This is a genomic window from Roseivivax halodurans JCM 10272, assembly GCF_000521785.1.
Classification (GTDB): Bacteria; Pseudomonadota; Alphaproteobacteria; order Rhodobacterales; family Rhodobacteraceae; genus Roseivivax; species Roseivivax halodurans.
In genome coordinates, this window is sequence record NZ_JALZ01000043.1 from 1 (window position 1) to 23,123 (window position 23,123).

Below are 23,123 nucleotides of genomic sequence, written 5' to 3' on the forward strand. Positions count from 1 at the left end.
CGCGATTACGCTAAGTGGTGTAGCCGATCGCTACGAGGTCGGCATGCAGATGCGTCAGGGGCCGGCGTTGCTAGCGCGACTTCGCGGACTCTGTCTTCAGCCAGCCGGCGAGCTTGTCAGCAAAGGGATCGATCTTGCTCGGTCGCTCGGGCACCGAGAAATTCGGCTCGATCGTGCCTACTCTCAGATACCTCTTGATGGTCTTCCGCGAGAGCTCGGTTCGCCGCGCGATCTCTAGGCTCGGCAGCTTCTGACGAAGCGCCAAGCGGCGAATGACGTTCAAGAGTCCCATATGGATCACTCCATTACCCTCGTCGCTCGCAGCGATCGGGAGAAGGCTCACATGGGTCAAATCTCAGTGGAAATCAGGCGACAACCCGGGTCAGTTCCGCGCGGATATCAACACCATGTGTTACCGTCGGTGCCCGGCGAGCCCCAGAACAATAGCGATACCGATTCCGATGGCGGCGCCCACGGCCCAGGTTCCGGTCGCGACGGCGGTTCCGGCTCCCACGGCGACAGCGACGGCGATGGCAGGTGCCTTGGACATAACGGTGGCTCCTTCGTCTTGCCTTGCTTCGGCGGAGGCTCCGGAACAACCATATCGCGAACCGGAAGCACTCGACAACCGCGCGCGTGATGGATCGATCCGACGCGCCCAGTCCGATCTATCTCCCGTGCAAGGTCACTAAGAGTCTGTCACTCAAAAGTTTTGTGAAACTCACAATCTCGCGATTCTTTGCCGGTCTTGGCACCGCAACGGCAGGGTTCTGCGAAATTCCCACTTGCCCATACAACTTAGGGTTTTACCCAGCGGCAATCGGTTTCTAGGCTCGCCTCAGATTCGCGGAGGGAGTTCATACCAATGATGCATATCCGTAGCACGTCATGTTCCTACAGCACCGCCTATCTCGGATTGCGTGATCAGATCATACGAGGCGACTACAAGCCGGGCTCGCGCCTTGGCATATCAGTGCTCGCCAACGAGTTTCGTATGAGCCCGACGCCGGTGCGCGAGGCGTTGTCGCGACTGGCCCAGGAAGACATAATCGAAACGCGTCAGCAGCGCGGATTCTTCATTAAGGAATTCAATCCGGACGAGATCGCTGAGCTTTACGCGCTCATTCATCTGAACGTCGCGTTCCTGATGCGACGCACCGCGTCGAACGGCGCGCTGCCCACGGTGGCCGACGAAATCACAGACATCTTCGCGGCCGAGACGGCAACCGCTGCATCGAGGCACGTCTTTCGGTTTCGCGATCGGCTTGCCGACTACGCCGGGTCACCGAACGCGGCGCAGACCCTGCACAACCTCTTCCTCCGGACGCACTTCATCCGGGTAGTGGAGTTCAGCAGCCGCCAGCGCCACGCAAAAATGAAAAGCATCGCTGTCAGTATCGCGAGAGCGGCCCGTCGCGACGATCGGCAGACCTGTTTCAGGGCCCTCGACAGGCTGTTCCTGCAGCGGGCGGAGTGGTTCTCGACGGTTACCAATCAGGCCTTCAACCTAGCGGCACAGATCGGCAAGGATGGCAGCGTCGAGCGGGAACTGAAAGTCGCTGAATAGGGCGCCGGAAGCGCTATTCGCCATCATCACACGCCCAATTACCCCTTCCTCAGAGACGCTCATTTCGGTGCCTAAATTGGACACTTTAGCGGGCGCCACCTGATACGTCGGGTGCGAATTTTTCACTTATAGTCAAATATTTGTCCACTTTTCCGGGCGAAACACGAGGTCCCGTCTCCGAATAATATATTTCTCACCATTTCGTTGCCTGAACGTAAGGCGGCTTGCTATCGATATACGTGTCGCGAACGGCTGAAACCCGGGAATGAGTTCGGAGATCAGAATCGCGGCGCAACACTGAAATCGGAGTAAGCAGAGATGAGCATCAAAGCATCTGCTCTCGACACGCACGTGTTCGACCTTCACGCCGACGACGACCTGGACCTGTTCGCAGAAGAACTGCCCGAGCAGGTTCAGCTCGTGTCCGACTGCGCCAGCTCGGCCAGCTCGGCCAGCTGCTGCACCTGCACGGGCAGCTTCGGCAGCATGGGTTCTGTCGTCAGCTGCGGCTGATACGGAATTTGTCCAGCGCCGGAGGCAGGCCCGCCTCCTGTGTCTGGACAGGTCGGCAGGCGTAGCGCGCCTGCCGACTATCCCCCGACAGACCTGACGATCCATCGGTTCTCTTACTGCAATCCCCAAGATAATCGATCGGACCGGTCCCGACAATCCCTGAGCGGCGCAAATCCATTTCGCGCCGGTCGGTTCCCTGTTGCCGTCGCCCCGCTTTCGGTCGCGGCACAAACAGATCTGGGAGATCGCGACATGACCATCGTCATCGAACTGCCCGCGACGCTGCGCCCCTATGCGTCCGGTGAATCGCGGGTCGCGCTCGACGGACAGGACTCCTTCGGCGAGGCGCTCGATGCGCTCGTCACGCGGCATCCGCGCCTCAGAAAGCGGCTGCTCACATCGTCGGGCGCGATCTACGATTTCGTCGGCGTTTTCCTGAACGACCGCCGGCTCGCCCGCGACGACATGCCCGATCTCACCCTCGCGGACGGCGACGTGGTGAGCTTCGTTCCAGCGATGGCGGGGGGCTGAGCCATGGCCATGGATGGATCCTCACCGCCGACCCTGCCGGAGCTGACGCAGGACGAAACGCGCCGCTACGGCCGGCAGCTCGTCCTGTCCCAGATCGGGCCCGACGGACAGCGCCGCCTCAAGGGAGCGCGCGTGCTCGTCGTCGGCAGCGGCGGGCTCGGCTCGCCTGTGCTACTCTACCTTGCCGCGGCGGGGATCGGGCATCTCAGCATCGTCGATTTCGACATTGTCGACATGAGCAACCTGCACCGGCAGGTCCTGTTCACCGACGCCGAGGTCGACCGCTCCAAGGCAGAGAGCGCGGCCGACCGCCTGCGGTCGCAGAACCCGCACCTGTCCCTTGCGGTGCACGAAGCCCGCATTGACGCAGACAACGCGGCCGAGCTCGTCTCCGGCCACGATGTCGTCGTGGACGGCACCGACAATTTCGCCGCGCGCTACGTCATCAACGATGCCTGTGTCCGTGCGGGCGTGCCCAACGTCTCGGCATCCATCCTGCGCTTCGAGGCGCAGGTCTCGGTCTTCGACCCCGCACGCGGCGGCCCCTGCTATCGGTGCGTGTTCCCCGCCCCGCCGCCGGCGGGTCTTGCCCCGTCCTGCGCCGAAGCCGGCGTGGTGGGCGTCCTTCCGGGCATCGCCGGGACGCTCCAAGCGAACGAGGTCATCAAGCTGGTCTGCGGCATCGGCACGCCGCTCGCGGGGCGGCTTTTGACCTTCGACGCGCTCGACGCCCGGTTCCGCACCTTCGAGGTGACGCGCGACAGCGGCTGCGTCGCCTGCGGCGATGCCGCGGACCCCGCCCGCCCCCTCGGCCTCGACCCTGAGGCGACGCCGGCCACCTGCGACGCCGCTGCGATCCCGGAAATGACGGTCGAGGCGCTGAACCGCAGTCTCGCCGACGGGACCGCCCCTCTGCTCGTCGATGTGCGGAGCGAGGCGGAGCGCGCGATCGCCGCCATTCCGGGCTGCACGGCCATGCCGCTCGACACGATCGAGATCGCGGCGGACGTGCTGCCCACGGGCCGGACGATCCTGTGCATCTGCCACAAGGGCGGCCGCTCAATGACCGCGGCGCGCAACCTGCGCGAGCTCGGCTTCGACGATGTCGCGAGCCTCGCCGGCGGCGTCGACGCCTGGGCGGCCCGCATCGACCCCAGCGTCGCCCGCTACTGAACCCCGAGGCCGCGGCGGCGCGGCCTCTGTCACCGATTGGCCCCGAGGGCCGAGATCCGAGGTTACGCCATGCCTGTCTTCTCCAAGCACCGCCTTCCGCGCGACGCGGGCGACAGCCGCCGCGGCGCCGCGCTCGATCCAGCGCAGTCGCGGCCCCTGACGGACCTTCGGGTCGCGGCCACCGGGGTCCGCAAGACCTACAAGAGCGGCGATCGCGAGATCCGCGCCCTGAAAGGTATCGATCTGCACGTCGCCAAGGGAGAGTTCCTGGGTGTTCTCGGCCCCAACGGCGCCGGCAAGACGACGCTGATCGAATGCCTGGAGGGCATCCGCAGCCCCGATGACGGCGACGTGCGCATCCTCGGCGCCGACGCCGCGGACGCGCGCGAGATGAAGGCGGTGCGCGGCCGCATGGGGATCGCGCTCCAGCACTCCACCCTGCCGCCGCGCCTGACGGCGCGCGAGCTTCTGGGGTTGCAGGCGCGCCTCTATGCCAGCGACGTGAGGGTCGACCGGATGATCGACCTCGTCGGGATCGGCGACAAGGCCGACCAGAGGATCGAGCACCTCTCGGGCGGTCAGCAACAGCGGGTCGCCGTGGCCATGGCGCTGATGGGCGATCCGGAACTTCTGTTCCTCGACGAGCCGACATCGCAGCTCGACCCGCACGCGCGGCTGGCCCTGTGGGAGGTGCTCTATGCCCAGCGGGACCGGCGCGAGGCGTCGGTGATCATCACGACCCACCAGATGGAAGAGGCGCAGCGCATCTGCGACCGGGTGGTGATCGTCGATCAGGGTCGCATCATCGCCGAAGGGCGCCCCAAGGACCTGCTGCGCCAGCATTTCACCGCGCGGAGCATGACCTTCCTTTTGCCGATGGCCGCCACGCTCGATCTGCGCGCGCTGAACGCGCGCTCCGCGCCTGCCGGAAACGGCCTCAAGCGCGTCACGCTCAGGACCGAACGGCCGAGCGCGACGCTGGTCGAACTGGGCCAAACCTTCGGCGACCAGCTTTCGGATCTCAGCGTCGAGGATCCGACGCTCGAGGAGCTTTTCGTGAAACTCACCGGGACCCCGCTTGAAGGAGAGGCCGCATGACCCTGGCACGTATCAGAGCGCTGTTCTCGATCCAGCTGGCGGAGACCCGACGCGATTTCGGCGCGGTGTTCCTGAGCCTCGTCTTTCCGCTGTTCTTCGTCCTGCTGCTGAGCGGCTCGGTCCTGCTGTCGCCCGACTTCACGGTCGAGTTCGGGGTCGTCAACGGTGACACCAACGCGGAATCGCGCGCGTTCGCCGATGCCCTCGCCTCTCAGAACGTCGCACTGCGCACCCTCGGCGCCGACGAAGCTGCCTCCGGCCTTGACAGCGGGGAGCTGTCGGCCGTCGTCACCTTCCCCGACGGCTGGCGCCCCGGCGGCGCAGAGCCGCTGCGGCTCGACAGCGGAGAGACTTTCTCGGGCTTCGCGCAGACGGCGGTGGACGCGGCGCGGGCGCGCGTCGGCCTCGCCGACGACGGCAGCATCGACGCCCGCGTCGTCACCCAGGCCCGGAACGCCGAGTTCAACTTCATCTACCCCGGCATGTTGGCGCTCGCACTGGTGCAGCTCGGCCTCTTCATGACGGCGACGCCAATCCTCAAGGCGCGGGACCGCGGCACGCTGCGCTACCTGCTGCTCACTCCGCTCACCAAGACCGAGATGGTGTTCAGCCAGATCGCCTTCCGCCTGGCCGTGGCCGTTGTGCAGATCAGCATTCTGCTGGGCGTGGGCAGCTTCATCGTCGACCTGACGCTTCTGCAATGGGTCCAGACCGCCGGCCTCGCGCTCATGGGTGTCGTGATGCTGATCGCCGTTGGCTACGCGCTCTCGGGCCTCGCCAGCAGCACCGAATCCGGCATGGCCCTGATCATGATCGCGAACTTCACGCTCATGTTCGGCGGCAACATCTTCTGGGATCCCGAGGGCTCCACCGTGCTGATGGCGATCGCCCACGTGCTGCCGGTCAGCTACCTCGCCGACGCCTTCCGGCAGGTCATCACGCATACCGACGGGCTGTGGCCGCTCTGGGTCGATCTCGTCGCCATCGTCGGCTGGACCGCCGCGATCCTGATGCTCGCGACCCGCACGTTCTCGTTCGACATGCGCAGCGGAGACACCACCCAGCGCGCCTGACATGCCGCGCCGCGCTAGGTGCGCGGCGCACGACCCCGACGACCCGAGGAGATGGACCATGACCGACGCCCCCGTGACCACCGACCCCAACTGGATCTTCCTCAAGATCTATCTCGGCGAAGCGGTCGACCGCATGGACTGGATGATCGCCGAGGTCGCCCGGCTCTCCGCCCGCCGCGACGATCTGCGGAAGTGGTTCTTCCTGCGCTATATCGACAAGGACGGCATCCATGTCCGCCTGCGCGTGCTGCCCACCGACGAGGCAAGCGCCGACACGATCCGGGCGGACCTGATCGACGCCACCGCCGACCGCCTCAGCCGCATCCACGCCCAGCCGCCCGGCGATTACGCGCCGATGGTGTCGCTGCCCGGTTTCGAGGAGCAGATCGAGCAGGTCACCGCCGCCCACAACGACGTGCGCGTGGTCGAGGCCGCCTACGAGCCCGAGCACGACAAGTTCGGCGGTGCCGCCGGCATGCCCATCGCCGAGACGCTGTTCTTCCGCAGCTCCGAGATCGCCGCACGGCTGATCGAGCTCGACGCCGACGGCGCACTGTCGCGCAAGAGCCTGATCCCGCGCCTCATGCACGAGACCTTCGAGGCGTTCCGCCCCGGCACCGACCCCGCCACCTTCTGGCGCGAATATTCCTATTACTGGCTCGGGGCGCGGACACCCGCGGCCGAGGATTGGCGCGACCGTTTCGCCGAGAAGGCCGCCGACCTCGCCGACGACGGGATCTCGCCGCTGGCGCCACTCGGCGCCGCGCAGGGCGAGTTCGATGCGCTGGTGTCGGACTGGCGCACGGCGCTGGACGCCGCCGCCGCGGATTACGCCGCGCTCGGGGGACAGGCCGGGATCAATGCCGAGGTGCTCGCCTTCACCTTCGCACACCTGATGAACAACCGCCTCGGCATCGCCAGCCTCGAAGAGGCCTACATGGCCGCACTGGTCGAGCAGGCGGCCGAGCCCGGGAAGGAAGCGGCATGAACCCGGTTCTCGACCTCGACATCGATCATCTGCGGGCGCGCTATCCCTTCCAGCGCCTGCTGATGCCACAGGGCGGGCTTCTGTCGGGTGCAAGCAAGATGGCGCCCGACCGCGGATCGCCGGACCTGCACGTCGCCGTCACCGACATCGGCAACATGACCAAGGTCTTTCCGCACGTCATCAAACCCGACGGCAATGACGTCGTGGACGAGCCGATGGGCGGCGCCGGCGCCGATCTCGAGGAGGAGATGGCCTGGCTGCGCGCTGTCATGGAAGGCGCGGAACGCTACGCCAACATGGCCTATGACAGTGAGGACGATTTCGTCGTCGCCAGCGGCAACGAGGTGGGCGATCTGGGCATCGACCTCGACGCCATCGCCCGCTGCTCGGACGCCGAATATGCCGATCCGGCCTGCCCGTTCAATCCGCCCGACAAGTCCCTGCCGATCCGCTGGACCCGCGGCTGGTCGCTTACCCACGAACGCGAGCGCTGGGTGCCGACGGTGATGACGCATCTCTACGCGCGCCCCTCGCGGAACGAGCGGTTCTGGCAGGAGATCTCGACCGGGGTCGCCGCGCATGTCGACCTGTCCTCGGCGATCGTCTCGGCGCTCTGCGAGGTCATCGAACGCGACGCGCTGGCGATCCTGTGGCTGGCGCAACTGCCGCTGCCGCGGATCGAGGTGCCCGTGCCCCGTCCGCCGGCGCTGGCGGACAATCAGCGGATGCTGGACCAGAGCCTCGTGCGGCAGCATTTCTTCGACGCCACGAGCGACCTCGAAGTGCCGACCGTCTATTCGCTGCAACTGGTCGAGAACCACCCGAAGCTGGCGCAATACGTCAACTGCGCCACCGGCTTCGATCCGGCGACGCTGGTCGCCAAGACGATCCGCGAGGCCGCGCCGGCCCGCCCCGTCCTGCAACAGCAGGCCAACATGCCCGAGAACTTCGACGATTACCGGGCCCTCTCGGACGGCGCGGGGATGCTCGGCCGCCCCGAATGGCGGCAGGCGTTCGACTTCCTCACCCGGTCGCCCAACAGCATCGCCCTCGGCGACATTACCGCGCCCGAGGCCGAGCGGCCGGCCGATCAAGTCCGCTACATCCTCGACCGCCTCTCGGCGCAGGGCTTTGAGGCGGTGATCTGCGATCTGACCACCGACGAGCTGCGCGACATGGGCATCTGGGTCGTGCGCGCCGTGATCCCCGGCCTCATGCCGATGAGCGTCGTCCAGAAGGGCCGCTTCCTCGGCACCCCGCGGCTTTACGACTACCCGCGCCGCGCCGGGTTCGGCGCCCTCGCCGAAGCCGACATCAACCCCCTACCACAGCCGTTTGCATGATGAAGACACTGTATCTCACTCTCGGACCTTTCGGTGCCGCGGTCGCGGATCGCGCCGCCTGCCCCGAAGACATCGTCCGGCCGTTTCCGCACGACGCGGCCGACATCGCCGCCGCGCTCGACACGCTCTTCGCGGAGGCCGACTTCGTGGCCGTCGCCGCGTGGCGGCCCGACGCGGGCGGCTTCATGGCCGTCGAAGAGGCCGCGCGCCGCACCGGAACGCCGTGGAGCCTTGCGGTCCTGACCGGCACGCATCTGTCGGTCGGCCCGCTCACGCATCCGGGCCGTCCCAGCTGCTACGGCTGCCACATCAAGCGCGCCGGCACGCATCACCGCGCGCCCGGCCGCCAGACAGTGCTCGAGCAGTTCTACCGCAAGCACCCGAAGGCGGGGCCCGAGGGCTTCACCCGCCCGATGGTCGCGCTCGCCGCCAACGCGCTGAAGGGCGATGCGGCGGCGGGCCTGCACCAGGCAGGACGCCTGCGCATCGTCGACGTCCTGACCGGACAGGTCACCGTCACCGAGGTCCTTCCCGTCCATGGCTGCCCGAGCTGCTTTGCCGACCGGGCGCAGGCGCAGCCCGGCGCGCGCTTCGTCCGCGACCTCGCCCCGGCGCTTTCGGAGATCCTGAGATGAACCAGATGAACAGCATCAGCGCCGACGTGATCGGCGGCAGCTTCCTGAACGATGCCGAACTCGCGCTGCCCGAACGCCCGCGCGTGCCGCCCGAGATCCTGATGATCCCCTATGGCGCGCACGGCCTTCTGTTCGAGGGCGGCGACGGCAACCAGATCATCTCGGGGCGCGGCGCGCGCAGCTTCATCCCGCGCCTCGTCGCCGTCCTCGACGGCACGCGCACCCTGCCCGAGATCCTCGCCGCGTTTCCGCGCGTCGACGATGCGAAGGTCTTCGGCGCGCTCGCGCTGCTTTACAGCCGCGGGCTGCTGGAGGACGGCCCCGGCGCGGCGGTGCCCGAGGCGCTGGAGGAGACGGCGCAATTCCTCGGCCGCTACATCGACGCCACGCGCGTCAACGGCAATCGCGGCGCGGCGCTGGACCGGCTGGCCGGAACGCGCGTGGCGCTGGCCGGGCGCGGTGCCGCGTGGCTGGCCGAGGCGCTGGACGGCGCGGGGCTGGCCGCGCTCGACACGCCCGCGACGCCGGCGGACCTCGGCCCCGACACCGGCCTGCTGCTGACGCTCTTCTCCGGCCCCGAACCGGACGCGCAGGACTGGCTCGATGCGGCATGGAATGCCGGCATCCGCATCCTGCACGCGCATATCGGCGCCGAGACGGCCGAGATCGGCCCGCTCTTCGTGCCGGCCGCCTCTGCCAGCCCGACCTGCTTTCGCCGCCTGCGCCCCGAGACCCCCAGCGGCACGCCGGTCGATCCGGGGTTCTGGGCCGGCACCGTGGCGATGTCGGCGCAATCCCTCGTCAGCCGGATCGGCCGCGTGGAGCTTTTCGATCTGTGCCATGTTCACCAGGGCACGGCCTACGAGAGGTTGCAGCTCGCCCGGCTTCCCGGGTCCGAGGCGGCCGGGCTCGGCCATGTCGCGCCGCCCGAGACCGATCCGCACAACGTGGTCTGGCGGCTCCACAACGCCGCGAACGCGATGCCCCCGCGCGAGCTTCTGGTGCCGCGCGACCACCAGATGCACTACTCGGCCTCCAACATCTCGACCGCGCAGGAGAAGCCGGACCCGCATCACGGCGCAACGCCGATCGCGCTGCCCGAGGACCGCCCGCTGACCGATGGCGCGCGCGATGGCCGGCTCGACCTGCCGACCCTCGGCACGATGCTGCGCCATGCCGCCGGCTACGACGCGGACGGCACCCGCATCGCCCCGAGCGCGGGCGGCCTCGGCTCCGCCAACCTCTATCTCGTGGCGCGGGACGTGCCGGGGCTGCCGCGCGGCGCGATGTGCCATTACTACGCGCCGGCGCACCGGCTCGACTACCTCGGGACGGTCACAGACGAGGAGCTTTCCGGCGCGCTTGGCGCCAGCGCCGAGGATCTGCCCGCCGCGCTTCTCGTCGGCGCCTCGGACACCGACAAGACGCAGAAGAAATACAACAACTTCGCCTTCCGCTTCGCCCAGCTCGATTGCGGCGTGGCGCGGGCCTACCTGACCGATCTGGCCGGCCATTACGGCCTGCCGGTGCGGGATTATCCCGGCCTGCGCGACCGCAGCATGGCGCTTCTGCTGAAGCTCGGCATCCGCGCCGACCAGGAGATCGTCGCCTTCGCCGCGGGACTGGGCGTGACGGCGCACACCGCGCGCCGCCCCCTGCCCGCGCTGCGCCCGTTCCAGGCGGTCACCCAGCTGATCGAGCTGTCGGCGCAGGACGGGCCGGTTTCGGCCCCGGCGGCGATCGTGCCCCCCGCGCCGGTCTGGAGCGCGGCAGACGATCCGGGGCGTGTGCTGCGCACGCGGCGCTCGCGCCGGGTCTTCGACGGCGTCCCGCTCGGCTCGGCCGAGATCGGCCTGCTCTTCCGCGAGGCGCAGGCCATCGGCGACATTCTCGAGGCGACCGGCGCACGCCGTCTCAGCCTGGAGTTCTGGGGCATCGCCGCCCGCACGGACGGCACCGCCGACATCCTGCGCCCCGGCCCGGACGCGCCGCAGGTTTTCCGGCCGGGCGTGGAGTTCGAACGGCTCGCGGATCTGACCATCCAGCCCAAGCTGATGGAAGCGCCCTTCGTGCTGCTCGTGACCGGCGATCTGCACGACGCCGTCGCACGGGCCGGTGCGCGCGGCTACCGCGACCTCGTCGGCCGTGCCGGTGCGATCGCGGGCCGGACGCTCACTGCCGCGTGGGCCGCGGGCATCGCGGGCTGCCCTTGGGGCGGGATGTGCGAATCCGGCTGGGGCCCGCTTCTGGACATCGACCGCTACACCGACTGCCCGCTCTTCGGGATCAGCTTCGGCCGCACCGGGGAGGACACGCATGGCTGACATCGCATTCACCGACATGGCCGAACCTGCCGCCGCGCCCTGCCTTGCCTTCAAGCCCGGCGTGGCCAAGGTCAAGCGCAAGAACACGACGGTGCTGGTGTCGCCCGAGGACGGCCGCTCGCTGCGCATCTCGAAGCCGGCCGAGGCGCTGATCCCGCTGCTGGCCGCGGGCGCGGACAAGCCGCGATTGCGCGAGGCGCTGGCCGACCGCTACCCGACGACGCCGCGCATCACGCGGCAGCTCGACCGCTTCCTGACGCAGTTGCGCGACGCGGGAATGCTCGAGACCGGCACCGCCGCGTCGGCGGCCGACCGGTTCGACGAGAAACCGGTCGCGAAGATCGCGCTCGTCGATGTCGGCCCGGCGGCCGAAGCCGTCGCCGGGGCGATCCGCAGCGTGCCGCCGCGGCTCGCCTGGCTCGCGCTCGCCGCGCTCGTCGGCGGCGCGGTCCTTTGTATCGGGCTTCTCGCGTTCGACGCGCGCATGCCGCACCCGTCCGATTTCGTGTTCGACTTCCATGTCGCCGGCGTCCTGATCTACGCGCTGATCGGCGTGCCGCTGCACGAGTTCGCGCACGCGGTCGCCTGCCGCCTGATCGGGGCGGAGGTCGGCAAGGCCGGCATCGTCGCCCACGGCTTCACGCCGGGACCCTATGTCGAGACCCGCGGCGTCTACCGCATCCGCAACCGCTGGCACCGCTTCGCCGTTCCGGCGGCCGGACCGGCGACCGATCTCGTCGCCGCCGGCGCCGGCGCCGCGATGGTTCTGCTGGCGGCGAACGCCGATGGCGGGCTCGCCCATGCGGGCCAGACGCTGATGCTGACGGCGCTGCTCTTTCTCGCCTTCAACACCAACCCGTTCATGCCCAGCGACGGCAGCCACATGGTCGAAGCCGTGCTCGACGATGAAATGGCGCGCAAATCGGCGCTGCGGCTGCGCGGCTCACCGCTCTCCGACCGGCGCGACGTCGCCTTCTACCGCGCCTACGCCTCAAGCCACCTGCAGGGCATCGCCTGCCTGCTGTGGTTCTGGTGGTTCTGACGCGCGCACCCCGGGAGGATGCCATGACATTCGAAGCGAGATCACTCCAACGGCCCGCCCACGCGGCACGCCCGAGCGTCGTCGCCCCCTTCGCGCTCCTGCGCGCGGCGACACTGCCCATGGGTGCCCTCGACCGCCTGCGGCTTCCGCAAACCGAGAGACTTCTCGCGCGGATCGCGCAGGCGCAGGCGCGGATGGAAACCGTGCGCGCCAAGGTCGAGGCCGCGCTGCACGGCCTCGTCCCGGCGCTGGAGACGGAAAAGAAGCTGCGCCACGCGGCCGTGAACCTCAAGCGCGACGTGCACAACGGGCGCGGCTCCAAGCTGTCGGACGAGGTCATCGCCGAGATCGCGGGCCGCCTCGGGCACGGGCACGCCAGCGACGCGCTGGAGGACTGGCGCGGCGCGGCGCGCGATTATTCCGGGGCGCGCACCGCGCTGGACGAAACCGTGACCGAGGAGACCCAGAGCGTCCTGCGACCGGCCCTGCGCGCCGCGCTCGACGTGCCGCATTTCGCCCGCGCCGTGGCGCTGTCCAGCCCCCGCACCGCCCGGATGGCGGCGAAGGAAAAGAAACTGCCCAAAACGGCATGGCCCGACAAGCTGGAGCGCTCGCTTCTGGGCTACATCGCACGGGCCAGCGCCAAGACGAGCCCCTTCTCGAGCTTCATGTCGGTGTCAACGATCGCCGTCGACGCGGCCTCGCCGGCGCCGGCCCCGCAGGCGCCCGAGGCGGACTATGACAGCATCGCCGCCGCGAACCGCGGGATCGCCGCGCAATTCGAGCGCCTCGGGCGCGAGACGGCTTTGCGCGCCTCCGGCGGCCGGTTGACCGTCAACCCGACGCTGCGCTCGGTGCGAAACGGCCGCTTCGTCGCGCTCTGCAACGAGGACGTCACCATGGCGGGCCGCGGATGGAGCGAGCAGCGGCTCGCGCAGTTCCGCCTCGGTGCGGCCCTGGGCGAGACCCTGACGCCGGGCCTGTCGGACGATTGGGACGGCTGGGCCGGACGGCTCGCCGCGGCGGGCGTGCCCCGCGACGACACGGGCAAGATGATCTCGACGCTCCTGTCGCGCGGCGTTCTGACCGCGCAGCCGGTGATCGACGCCTTCACGGGCGATCCGTTGGATGCGCTGGCCGCGCACTGGCGCCACTGCGGAGACGACGCGCTGCACGCCGCCGCCTCGGACCTCGACACGATGGCCGACGCGGTAGACGGCTTCGGCGCGGCCGAGGGCAACGACCGCCTTGCCCGCCTCTCGCGGGTCGAGGAGACGGCCGCCGACCTGCGGAGCAGACTTGCCGCCGGCGCGCGCGCCCCCGACGCCCTGACCAACGCGGTGACCGAGGATTGCTGGCTCGGGAGCGCCGACGGAACCCTCGGGGCCGATCTCATGGAGCCGCTGTCCGACCTCGAGGACTTCCTGTCGTCACAGGTCGCCGTGGCCCCGGCCTACACCCGCCTTGTCGAGGCTTTCGTGGAGACCTTCGGCGCCGGCGCGTCCTGCGATACGGTGGTGGAGTTCCTGACCGGCGCCGCGCCGCACCTTGTCGACATCCCCGAATTCGGCGCGCGGGTCGAGGAAACCCCGCCCGAGGCGGCGCCCGAAGGCGCGCGCATCCCGGTCACGGCCCATTTCCAGATCGCGCACGATGCGACGCGCGGCGATACGCAATTCGTGATGAACCGCGTCTTCGACGGAGCGGGCTGGCTCGCCGCGCGCTTCACCCGCGCGGACCATCCGCAGGCCGACCGCCTGACCGGCGCACTGGAAGGCTGGCTCGCCACGGTCGCGGACGGGGCCGAGCCTGTGGATTTGCCGGTCGCCGCGCATGCGTCGGACCTTCAGGCCCACCGCCGCGTCACGCACCGCGCGCTCGGCTGGCCGGGCGAACCCCTCACGCTTGGCGAAGAGCGCATCGTCGATCCCGCGGCGCTCCGGCTTCACCACGACCGCGCGACCAACCTTCTGTCGCTCACCGACGCCGGGGGGCGCCCAATCAGCCTGCAATACATCGGCAACACCTTCCCTAATCCGACCTGGGGCGTGCGCTATGCGCTGTCGATCCTGTCGCGGCCCTTCGCCGTGGCCCGGCCGAGCGTCGATGTGCCCTCGCTGGCCTCGGACGTTCCGGTTCATCCCCGCCCCGCACGGCGCCACGGCAAGGTGGTGCTGACCCGGCCGGGCTGGTGGGTCTCCTCGGCGCATATCCGCGAGACCTGGCTCGACGGCACGCCGGCCGAACAGCTTGTCGCCACGGCGCGCGACTGCGCCCGGCACGGCCTTCCGCCGTGCTTCTACGCACAGATCCACGTGCCGATGCAGAACGCCTCGCTGGTCAGCCAGGACATGCTCGACGCCAACCGAAAGCCGATCTGGATCGACACCCGGAACCCGTTCTGGCTGGCCATGCTGGAGCGGCTCGCCCGCAAGGCGGACTGGCTGGTGCTCAGTGCGCCCTGCCCCGGCCCGGACGCGCTCTGGTTCGAGGTCGCCGGGCACAGACACGTCAGCGAAATCCATCTCGAGATGCTGGTGCGCGCCGGACAGCGCCGCCGCGCCTCGGACTGAGAAAGGAGACGGCCATGACACTTCACGACCCCGAGATCGCCCTCAAGGCCACCGAACAGCCGGACGCCACGCCGCTGGTCGTCATCGACCGCGTCTCGCGCGCCTACCGCAAGGGCAAGGTCGCGGTGCCCGTGCTTGAGCGGCACGCGATGACCATCGCGGCCGGCGAAATGCTCGCGCTCGTGGGCGCGTCCGGCTGCGGCAAGACGACCCTTCTGAACCTGATCGGCGGCGCGGACCGCCCCGACGCGGGCGAGATCACGGTGGGCGAGACCCGCATCACCTCGCTCTCCGATGGCGCGCTGACGGATTGGCGCGGCCGGAACGTCGGTTTCATCTTCCAGTTCTACAACCTCCTGCCCGCCCTCTCGGCGCGCGCCAATGTCGAACTGCCGCTGCTGATCCACGATCTGCGGGCCGCCGAACGCCGGGCGCGCGTCGACAACGCCTTGAACCTCGTCGGCCTCGAGGACCGCGCCGACCACCGCCCCGAAGAGATGTCGGGCGGCCAGCAGCAGCGCGTCGCCATCGCGCGCGCCCTCGTGACCGATGCGGACCTGCTGCTCTGCGACGAGCCGACCGGCGATCTCGACCAGGATTCCGCGACCCGGATCATGGAGCTTCTGAGCCTTCTGAACGAGGAATTCGGCAAGACCATCGTCGTCGTCACGCACGATCCCAACGTCGCGGCCTATGCCGCCCGCACGGTGCGCCTGACGCGCCCCGAAGCCGTCTGAGGGAGGCCCGAACCGATGCGCCTTGTCTCGCTCATCCTCAGAAACGCCGCCCGCAGCCGCGCCCGGGTCGCGTTCACGCTCGGCTCGGTGGTCGTGGCCTTCCTGCTGCTCGGGCTCATGCTGCCGGTGCTGCGCGTGTTCGACAGCCGTGTCGACTTTGCCGATGCGAACCGCCTCATGGTGCTCAACAAGGCGTCGATGATGCGGCCGCTGCCGATCAGCTACGGCGACCGGATCGCCGAGCTCGACAACGTGTCGGACGTCGGTCACTTCACCTATTTCGGCGCGTCCTACCGCGATCCGGGCAACGAGATCCCGGCCATCGTCACCGATCCCGCGAAGTTCCCCGACCTGGTCGACGAGGTCGCCTTCCGGGACGAGGGCACGCTGTCGGACTGGCAATCCGACCCGTCGAGCATCGCCGTCGGGCGCGAACTGGCCGACGAATACGGCTGGCAGGAGGGCGACCTCGTGCCGCTCTATTCCTCGATCTACACGCGGTCGGACGGCAACCCGGTCTGGACCTTCAGGGTCGGCACGATCTTCGACGGCGCGACCGAGGATTCGGTCACCAATTCGGTGGTGATCCCCTACGGCTTCTTCAACACCGAACGCAGCCGCGGCAAGGACACGGTGGGCTGGTATGCCGTCCGCATCGACGACGCCAATGCCGCCGAGGTGACGGGCGAGGCCATCGACGCGGTCTTCGAGAACTCGCCGAACGAGACCGCGACCACCACAGAACGCGCCTTCGCCAAGAGCTTCCTCAACCAGATCGGCGACTTCAAGACGATGATCGGCGCGGCGTTGATCCTCGTCTTCTGGACGCTCGTGTTGATCACCGCGAACGCGCAGATGCAGTCGATCCGCGAACGCTTCGGCGATTTCGCGGTCATGCGCATCCTCGGCTTCCGCAAGCGCCGCATCGCCGGGATGATCCTGTCGGAGAGCCTGTTGATGATGTTCGCCGGCGGCGTGATCGGCATGGCTGTCGCCGCCGTCGCGGTCGCCATCGTCGCGGCGAACGGCGAGGCGCTTCTCGCGCTTCTGAAGCTCGACTGGCGCGACTGGGCCATCGGCGCGGGCCTCATGGCCGGCACCGGGCTGGTCGTGGCCGCCGTGCCCGCGACGCTCGCGGCGCGCCAGAAGATCACCGACGGACTGGCGGAGGCCCTGTGATGAAGACGTTCAAACGTATCCGCACTGCGCTTGTCATCTCGCTCAGGGGGCTGGGGCGGCGCTGGTGGGCCTCGCTCAACTCGGTCTTCGGCACCGCGGTCGTGGTCGCCGTCATGGTGGCGATCCTCGCCATCGGCGCGGGCTACAGCGAGGCCATGAAGATGGCCGAGGTCGACGACGCCTACATGATCCTCAAGGGGGGCGTGCGCTCGGAGATGGAAAGCACGCTCGAAGGGCCGGACGTGCGGCTGATCGAATCCGAACTCGGCGGCGACGCCGCAGCCGAGGTCTATGTCGTCACCTCCATCGAGGACAGCGAGGGCGAGCCGGTCAACGTCGCGCTGCGCGGCATCGGCACGGGGTCGGTGGACATCCGCCCTGGCTGGACGCTGAGCGCCGGTCGAATGCCCCGAGAAGGCCGGCGCCAGATCGTCGTCGGCAAGCGCGCGCAGCAGCATTTCGGCGGCCTCGCTTTGGGCGACGCAATCCGGCTCGGCTCGGCCAGCTGGACGGTGGTCGGCATGTTCGAGACCGGCGGCTCGCTGACGGAATCCGAGATCTGGGCCGGCGCCACACCCGTTCAGGACGCCTTCGACCGCCCCGACGCCTACCAGGTCGTCATCGCGTCCCCGCAGGACGGCGAAAGTCCTCAGGACATGCAGACCCGCATCAATCGCGACGACCGGCTGAGCGTGTCGGTGGTGAGCATGGCCGACTACTACGGCGAACAGGCCCGTGCGATGGAGCGGTTCGTGTCGATCCTCGGATACGGGATCGGAAGCCTCATGGCGCTCGGCGCGATCTTTGCGGCGCTGAACACGGGCCTTGGCCACATAAAGACCCGCGCCAAGGAAATCGCGACATTGTCGATCCTCGGCTGGACCCGCAGTTCGTTGACCGTCGCCCTCGCGATTGAGACGGTGCTCATGACGGTCCTCGGCGGCCTCATCGGCGTGGCGCTGGTTCACCTGATCTTCGACGACCGGCTGATCTCCACGCTCTTCTTCGCCGAGGACTTCACCCAGATCGTCTTCGACTTCGAGGTGACGGCCGCGATCCTGTGGCAGGCGGTCGCGATGGCGCTGGTGATCGGCCTGCTGGGCTCGATCGGCCCGGCGATGCAGCTGCGCCGCCTGCCGGTCGCGCAGATCCTGCTCCAGCGGCGCTGAGGGAGGCACGACATGATCACGCTGTTCGGCCAACCCGCCAGCGCCGCCAAGGCGCATTTCGACGGCACCCACCGGACCCGCGCACCCGAGGAAACCTTTGCTGACTACGCCCGGCACATGCCGGCGATGGGCATCACGCGGATCGGCAATGTCACCGGACTCGACCGGATCGGCTTTCCGGTCTGCGTCGCGGTCCGCCCGAATGCCCGCGCCCTGTCGACCAGCCAGGGCAAGGGGCGCAGCCTGGCCGCCGCCCGGGTCTCGGCGCTCATGGAAGCGATCGAGACATGGCACGGCGAGCGCCCCGAGGGCGAGATCCGCATCGCGAGCCATGCCGAGTTGTCGCGCGAGGGCCCGGTGCCGCCGCTGCGCGATTTCCCGGTCCGGGCCGATGCGCACCTCTCCGAGCGCCACCCCATCCCGTGGATCCGCGGCTGGGACTTGATGGCCGAAGCGCCGGCATGGCTGCCGCTCGAGACGGTGTCGACCAATTTCGTGGAAGGCGGCAACCGGCCCGCCTTCCTGCGCTCCACCAACGGGCTCGCTTCGGGCAACCACATGCTCGAAGCGGTGGTGCACGCCCTCTGCGAGGTGATCGAACGCGATGCCCTGACGATGTCGGGGCTGAGCGGCACCCCGGTTCCGGTCGATCCGCACAGCGTGCCGGACCCGGAACTGCGCCAGCTTCTGGACGAACTGGCCGAAAAGGCGGTCGCGGTCTTCCTGACGGACCTGACCTGCGACACCGGCGTGCCCACCTTCTCGTGCGAGCTCATCGACGATCCGGAAAGCCCGGCCTGGCGGGCGCTGCCGCAGGTCGACGGCCACGGCACGCACCTCGACTACCGCGTGGCGCTCAGCCGGGCGGTGACCGAGGCGATCCAGGCCCGCGCCACGGTGATCTCGGGCAGCCGCGACGACCTGTTCCCGCAGGATTATCGCGACGCGGTCAGCATCGAGGACCAGCTGGCCCGCGTCGAGAACCGCAGCGCCGCCCCTCTCGCGACCGTCCGGAGCGACGCGACCGCGAGTTTCGAGGGCGACCTCGCGCTGCTGCTGGACCGCCTGCGCGCGGTCGGCGTGCGGCACGTGCTGGCCTGCGACCTTCGCCGGTCCGAGATCGGCATCCCGGTGGTCAAGGTGGTCGTTCCGGGGCTCGAGCCGGTGCGCACCCCATTCTATCAGCCGGGCCCGCGCGCCCGCGCGGTCCTGAAGGAGGCCGCATGACCGGACCGATCCTCATCTTCCTCGGCCCGACCCTGGCCGTCGACGCCGCGCGCCCGCATCTCGACGCCACATACCTGCCGCCCTGCCGCATGGGCGATGTGTTCCGGGCGCTCGAGACCCACCGCCCGCGGGCCATCGGCATCGTCGACGGCTATTTCGAGGCGACGCCGGCGGTATGGCACAAGGAGATCCTCTACGCGCTGTCGCAGGGTGTGGCGGTCTTCGGCGCCTCCAGCATGGGCGCCCTGCGCGCGGCCGAACTTCACCCGTTCGGAATGGAAGGCGTCGGCGCGATCTTCGAGGACTTCGCGCACGGCGATCTGACGGACGACGACGAGGTGGCGGTGGCCCATGCCGAGGCGGCGGCGGGCTACGCGCTCGCCTCCGATCCGATGGTCAACCTGCGCCGCGGGCTGGACCTCGCGAAAGGCGCGTCGGTGATCGCCGAAGACGACCGGACGCGGATCGTTGCCGCGATGAAGGCGCTGCCGTATCCGCAGCGCAGCTGGCAAGCGGTCTGGGCCGGCGCGGGCGACCTCGCGCGGGACCGGCTTCGGGCGTTGCGCGACTTCGTCGAAGCGACCGATTGCGACCTGAAGGCGCAGGACGCGCGCGCGCTTCTGGACCGGATCGCGGAATGGGACGGGGCCGGCCGCGCGGCGCCCAAAGCCGATCATTTCGACTTCGAGCCGACCCTCTTCTGGGAGGAACTGGTGCGGCTCAACCGCCCCGAGGAGGCGACCGGCGGTGACGGCGGGCAGCGATTGCTCGATCATGTCCGCGTCTCGCCGGGCCGGGAGGCCGCGCTGTCGGGGGCGCTTTTGCACCATCTGGTCACGGATGCCGTGCGACGGCTCGGCGTCACGGTTCCGGACGACCGCGTGGTTCTTGCCCGCTTCCGCCGCAAGCGGGGTCTGACCTCGCCTGCGGCCCTCGGGACCTGGATGGCCGACAACCGGATCGACCAGGCCGGGTGCCTCGACCTCGCGCGATACGAGGCGCAGGTCCGGGCGCTTCTCCAGCGCACCATGCCGAGCCTCGGACCGGATGTCGCGGCCACCCTGCGCGTGGCCGGAACCTACCCAGCGGCAGAGGCCGGCGCGCGGCGCACCGAGACGCATCTTGCGCGTGCGGGCATCGACGATCCCGGCCCGGACCACGTGGACGCGCTGGAGCCGGTGCTGGCCGACTACCAGCGCCGGACCGGACCTGTTCACACCGACCTCGACACCCACGCGGCCGAGCTTGGCTTCGGGTCGACGCGCCACTTCCTCCGGGCGCTGATCGGCGCCCATCTCGCAGCGGAATCCGAGGAGGCCGACGATGACACACCTGCCAGACAGCAAGCGTGAGGCGCCGCGCAGGACCGAGCGCACCGGCGGGGCCTTCCGCAGCTATTCGGAAGCCGAACGGGCCCGAATGCGCGGTATATTGCAGGACATGGGCACGCGCACGTCCTCGGCCGGGGCCGCGCCCGGCGGGCCGTCCCCCGATGGTCCGGCCCGGCCCCGGCGCGGTCTGCGCCGCATCGGTTGGGCCGCGCTTGCGGGTGCGGCGGTCGCGGGGGTCTGGGCGTTCGCGCCCTCCCCCGACAGGATCGTCGCGACCGCCGAAACCCGGCTGGCCGCCCTGACCGGCCCCGCCGAGCCGCCGGCAGACCCGGCCCACGCGCAGCTGGCCGACCCAGGCGCCACGTCCCGGGACGCGGCCGCACCGCCGCCCCCGGCGGCGACCCCAACCCCGACGCTCGAGGCCAGCGGCAAGGTCGTCGCCCGCCGCGAGGCGACGCTGTCGAGTGATCTGACCGGCCGGCTGGCCGAATTGCTCGTCTCCGAGGGCGACAGGATCGAGGCCGGCGACCCGGTCGCCCGTCTCGATGCCGAAGCGGCCGAGGCGCAGCTTGCCATCGCCAGCGCCAACGTCGCGGCGGCCGAGCAGGAGCGCGCCGTGGTCGCCGCCGAACTCGCGGCCATGGAGGACGACCTCGCCCGGACCCGGACCCTCACCGAACGGGGCGTTTCGTCGAAACAGGCCCTGAGCGAGTTGCAGGGCCAGCACGCCGTGCTCGAGGCGCGCGCCGCCTCCAACGACAGCCAGATCGACGTCCAGCGGCGGCAGCTCGAAGCGATGCGGCAAGACCTCGACAACACGCTGATCCGCGCGCCCTTCGACGGCGTGATCACCGAGATCACCGCCAATGTCGGCGAGATCGTCTCGCCCGTGTCCTCGGGCGGCTATACGCAGTCGGGCATCGCCACCGTGGTCGATCCCGGCTCCATCGTCGGCGAGGTCGACGTGAACGAGCAGTTCCTCTCGAAGGTGCGCCCGGGCCAGCCGGTCGAGATGACGGTGCCGGCTTGGCCCGACCGCACCTTTTCCGGCTCGGTCGACCTGATCACGCCCGTCGTCGACGACAGCACCGCCGCGGTCGAGGTCACGGTCGTCTTCGACGACGTTCCCGCCAGCGTGTATCCGGGAATGCGGCTCGATGTCGCGTTCCTCTCCGGCCCCGAAGAAAGCTGATCCGCGCCTTCCGTGGTTCGGACTATCCCCAGAAGGAGACCTGACATGATCTTCACCCGACGAAGCCTGTGCTGCGCGTTGACTGCCGCCCTCGCACTGTCCCATGTCGCACGGGCGGCTCCGCAGCTGGATGACATGGACACCTTCGAGACTGATCGCATCACCATCGACAGCACGCCCGGCCCGGGACCGGACGTGATCCTTCTGCCTGGCCTCGCTACCCCGGGCGAGGTCTGGGACGGCGTCGTCGCGGATCTCGACGGACGCGCGCGGACCCATGTCGTGAACGTCAAGGGGTTCGGCCACGGCGACGGAGCCGCCAACGCGGCGGGCGGCCTGATGGCGGGCGTCCTGTCGGACATCGCCGCCTTCGCACGCGACCACGGGCTCGACCGGCCGGCGCTCGTGGGGCACAGCCTCGGCGGCACGCTTGCGCTGCAGGCGGGGATCGAGACGCCGGATCTTTACGGCAGGCTCATGGTGGTCGACGCGCTGCCTTTCGTGGCGCTACTCTTCGATCCCGACGCGACGAAGGACAGCGTCGAGGAACAGGCCGCCTCCATGCGCGACCAGATGGCCGCGGCGCCGGCCGGCGCGAACGCGGAGGCGACAGCCGAGCGCTATGCAATCGGCGAGGACGCACAGAAGCGCGTCGCGGAGTGGATCGCGGCCTCGGACCCGCAGACCGTCGCGCAGGCCTTCTACGAGGACATGCAGACCGACCTGCGGCCCGCCCTCTCGGACATCGGCCCGCCGGTCCATCTGATCGTGCCGGTGCCGCCCGAGGCGGAAGGGCGAGACCTCCCCGCACAGTATGAGTTGCTTTACGGCGACGTGTCCAACTTCACGCTGCATCCGGTCGAGGATGCTCGCCACTTCGTCATGCTTGATCAGCCAGACAGGATGACGGCGCTGATCGAGGACTTCCTTAAGCTCTCTGACTAGGGGTCTTGCATCACACAACGGGTAACCTCGGCAGACCAAAGCATCGTCCCCGGTATCATCATTATGCGTGCATTTGGGATGGCGCGACGCACCGTCGTCCCCTCGGCAGCCTCGCCGACTTGGCGATCAACGGCGCTTGGAGAGGGCCAGACAGTCCACGATATGAGGCTCGCGGCCAACGACTTCGACCTCCTTCACAAGAAGCAGGCCGAGAGCTGATCGCCCCGGGGCGGCTCCGGCCGCCCCTATGCCGCCCAGCACCGCGGCTTCGCCGCCGTCGCCCCATCATCTTTCCGAAAATATCCTCGGGGGGCGCCGAAGGCGCGGGGGCAGACAGCCCCCTCTTATCCACAAAAACCGGGGACAGTTTTGTGGATAGGGCGCCAGGTCCGACCTCGCGCCGCTTGCCGGGTCGCCCCGCCGGCCATCGAGGCCGGTCGCGACGACTACGAGGGAAGCCCCTAACAGGCTGCTGAAAAAGGC

The 23,123-nt window shown here is 69.2% G+C and carries 20 protein-coding genes and 1 pseudogene; 19 read left to right on the forward strand and 2 right to left on the reverse strand.

Going from position 1 to position 23,123, the window contains the following annotated elements; genetic code table 11:
• Positions 1-73: 73 nt before the first annotated feature.
• Together OCH239_RS18950 and OCH239_RS22910 are read right to left on the reverse strand one after the other, a co-directional pair.
• Positions 74-292, reverse strand: a pseudogene (locus OCH239_RS18950) (IS21 family transposase); the annotation flags it as partial.
• Between the two features lie 120 nt (positions 293-412).
• Positions 413-550, reverse strand: a complete 138-nt coding sequence (locus tag OCH239_RS22910; RefSeq protein ID WP_157577958.1) for a hypothetical protein — start codon at positions 548-550, stop codon at positions 413-415.
• A gap of 315 nt (positions 551-865) precedes the next feature.
• On the opposite strand from OCH239_RS22910, the gene OCH239_RS21855 reads away from it, so the two are divergent.
• The 19 genes from OCH239_RS21855 (at position 866) to OCH239_RS19050 (ending at position 22,640) form a co-directional block, all read left to right on the forward strand.
• On the forward strand, positions 866-1,567 hold the full coding sequence (locus OCH239_RS21855; RefSeq protein WP_051489615.1) for a GntR family transcriptional regulator: 702 nt from the start codon (positions 866-868) through the stop codon (positions 1,565-1,567).
• Between the two features lie 318 nt (positions 1,568-1,885).
• Positions 1,886-2,080, forward strand: a complete 195-nt coding sequence (locus OCH239_RS18960) for a hypothetical protein (protein ID WP_037266307.1) — start codon at positions 1,886-1,888, stop codon at positions 2,078-2,080.
• Between the two features lie 252 nt (positions 2,081-2,332).
• Positions 2,333-2,611, forward strand: a complete 279-nt coding sequence (locus tag OCH239_RS18965; protein ID WP_037266311.1) for a MoaD/ThiS family protein — start codon at positions 2,333-2,335, stop codon at positions 2,609-2,611.
• 9 nt (positions 2,612-2,620) lie between these two features.
• Positions 2,621-3,784, forward strand: coding sequence for a molybdopterin-synthase adenylyltransferase MoeB (gene moeB, locus OCH239_RS18970; RefSeq protein ID WP_037266314.1), 1,164 nt, complete (start codon positions 2,621-2,623; stop codon positions 3,782-3,784).
• A 69-nt stretch (positions 3,785-3,853) separates the two neighbouring features.
• Positions 3,854-4,882: an ABC transporter ATP-binding protein gene (locus OCH239_RS18975; RefSeq protein WP_084782658.1), complete on the forward strand. Its 1,029-nt coding sequence runs from the start codon at positions 3,854-3,856 to the stop codon at positions 4,880-4,882.
• Entirely contained in the window at positions 4,879-5,955 is a 1,077-nt protein-coding gene (locus tag OCH239_RS18980) for an ABC transporter permease (protein WP_037266317.1), read from the forward strand. The genes OCH239_RS18975 and OCH239_RS18980 overlap by 4 nt, the downstream gene beginning before the upstream one ends.
• Before the next feature lie 58 nt (positions 5,956-6,013).
• Entirely contained in the window at positions 6,014-6,943 is a 930-nt protein-coding gene (locus OCH239_RS18985; RefSeq protein WP_037266320.1) for a thiopeptide-type bacteriocin biosynthesis protein, read from the forward strand.
• Positions 6,940-8,286 (forward strand): YcaO-like family protein, encoded by a 1,347-nt coding sequence (locus OCH239_RS18990; RefSeq protein ID WP_051489616.1) that lies wholly within the window; start codon positions 6,940-6,942, stop codon positions 8,284-8,286. The genes OCH239_RS18985 and OCH239_RS18990 overlap by 4 nt, the downstream gene beginning before the upstream one ends.
• Positions 8,283-8,921, forward strand: a complete 639-nt coding sequence (locus OCH239_RS21860) for a TOMM precursor leader peptide-binding protein (protein WP_051489617.1) — start codon at positions 8,283-8,285, stop codon at positions 8,919-8,921. Before OCH239_RS18990 ends, OCH239_RS21860 begins: the two co-directional genes overlap by 4 nt.
• The gene (locus tag OCH239_RS19005; protein ID WP_037266327.1) at positions 8,918-11,245 is read left to right on the forward strand and encodes a nitroreductase family protein; all 2,328 of its coding nucleotides are present in this window, start codon (positions 8,918-8,920) and stop codon (positions 11,243-11,245) included. Before OCH239_RS21860 ends, OCH239_RS19005 begins: the two co-directional genes overlap by 4 nt.
• Positions 11,238-12,287 carry a PqqD family peptide modification chaperone gene (locus tag OCH239_RS19010; RefSeq protein WP_037266329.1) on the forward strand — a complete coding sequence of 350 codons (1,050 nt, stop codon included), beginning with the start codon at positions 11,238-11,240 and terminating at the stop codon, positions 12,285-12,287. The genes OCH239_RS19005 and OCH239_RS19010 overlap by 8 nt, the downstream gene beginning before the upstream one ends.
• A 23-nt stretch (positions 12,288-12,310) precedes the next feature.
• Positions 12,311-14,860, forward strand: a complete 2,550-nt coding sequence (locus OCH239_RS19015) for a lantibiotic dehydratase (protein ID WP_037266332.1) — start codon at positions 12,311-12,313, stop codon at positions 14,858-14,860.
• A gap of 14 nt (positions 14,861-14,874) precedes the next feature.
• Positions 14,875-15,597 carry an ABC transporter ATP-binding protein gene (locus OCH239_RS19020; protein WP_051489618.1) on the forward strand — a complete coding sequence of 241 codons (723 nt, stop codon included), beginning with the start codon at positions 14,875-14,877 and terminating at the stop codon, positions 15,595-15,597.
• Positions 15,598-15,612: 15 nt separating this feature from the next.
• Complete coding sequence (locus OCH239_RS19025; RefSeq protein ID WP_037266335.1) at positions 15,613-16,776, forward strand: ABC transporter permease; 1,164 nt, start codon at positions 15,613-15,615, stop codon at positions 16,774-16,776.
• Positions 16,776-17,945, forward strand: a complete 1,170-nt coding sequence (locus OCH239_RS19030) for an ABC transporter permease (protein ID WP_037266337.1) — start codon at positions 16,776-16,778, stop codon at positions 17,943-17,945. Before OCH239_RS19025 ends, OCH239_RS19030 begins: the two co-directional genes overlap by 1 nt.
• A 12-nt stretch (positions 17,946-17,957) precedes the next feature.
• Positions 17,958-19,172, forward strand: coding sequence for a YcaO-like family protein (locus tag OCH239_RS19035; protein ID WP_051489619.1), 1,215 nt, complete (start codon positions 17,958-17,960; stop codon positions 19,170-19,172).
• A complete protein-coding gene (locus tag OCH239_RS22915) occupies positions 19,169-20,524 on the forward strand; it encodes a TfuA-like protein (protein WP_157577959.1) in 1,356 nt (451 codons plus the stop codon). Before OCH239_RS19035 ends, OCH239_RS22915 begins: the two co-directional genes overlap by 4 nt.
• Entirely contained in the window at positions 20,496-21,695 is a 1,200-nt protein-coding gene (locus OCH239_RS21865; RefSeq protein WP_051489620.1) for an efflux RND transporter periplasmic adaptor subunit, read from the forward strand. Before OCH239_RS22915 ends, OCH239_RS21865 begins: the two co-directional genes overlap by 29 nt.
• Positions 21,696-21,740: 45 nt before the next feature.
• Positions 21,741-22,640 (forward strand): alpha/beta fold hydrolase, encoded by a 900-nt coding sequence (locus tag OCH239_RS19050; protein WP_037266340.1) that lies wholly within the window; start codon positions 21,741-21,743, stop codon positions 22,638-22,640.
• Positions 22,641-23,123 lie beyond the last annotated feature (483 nt).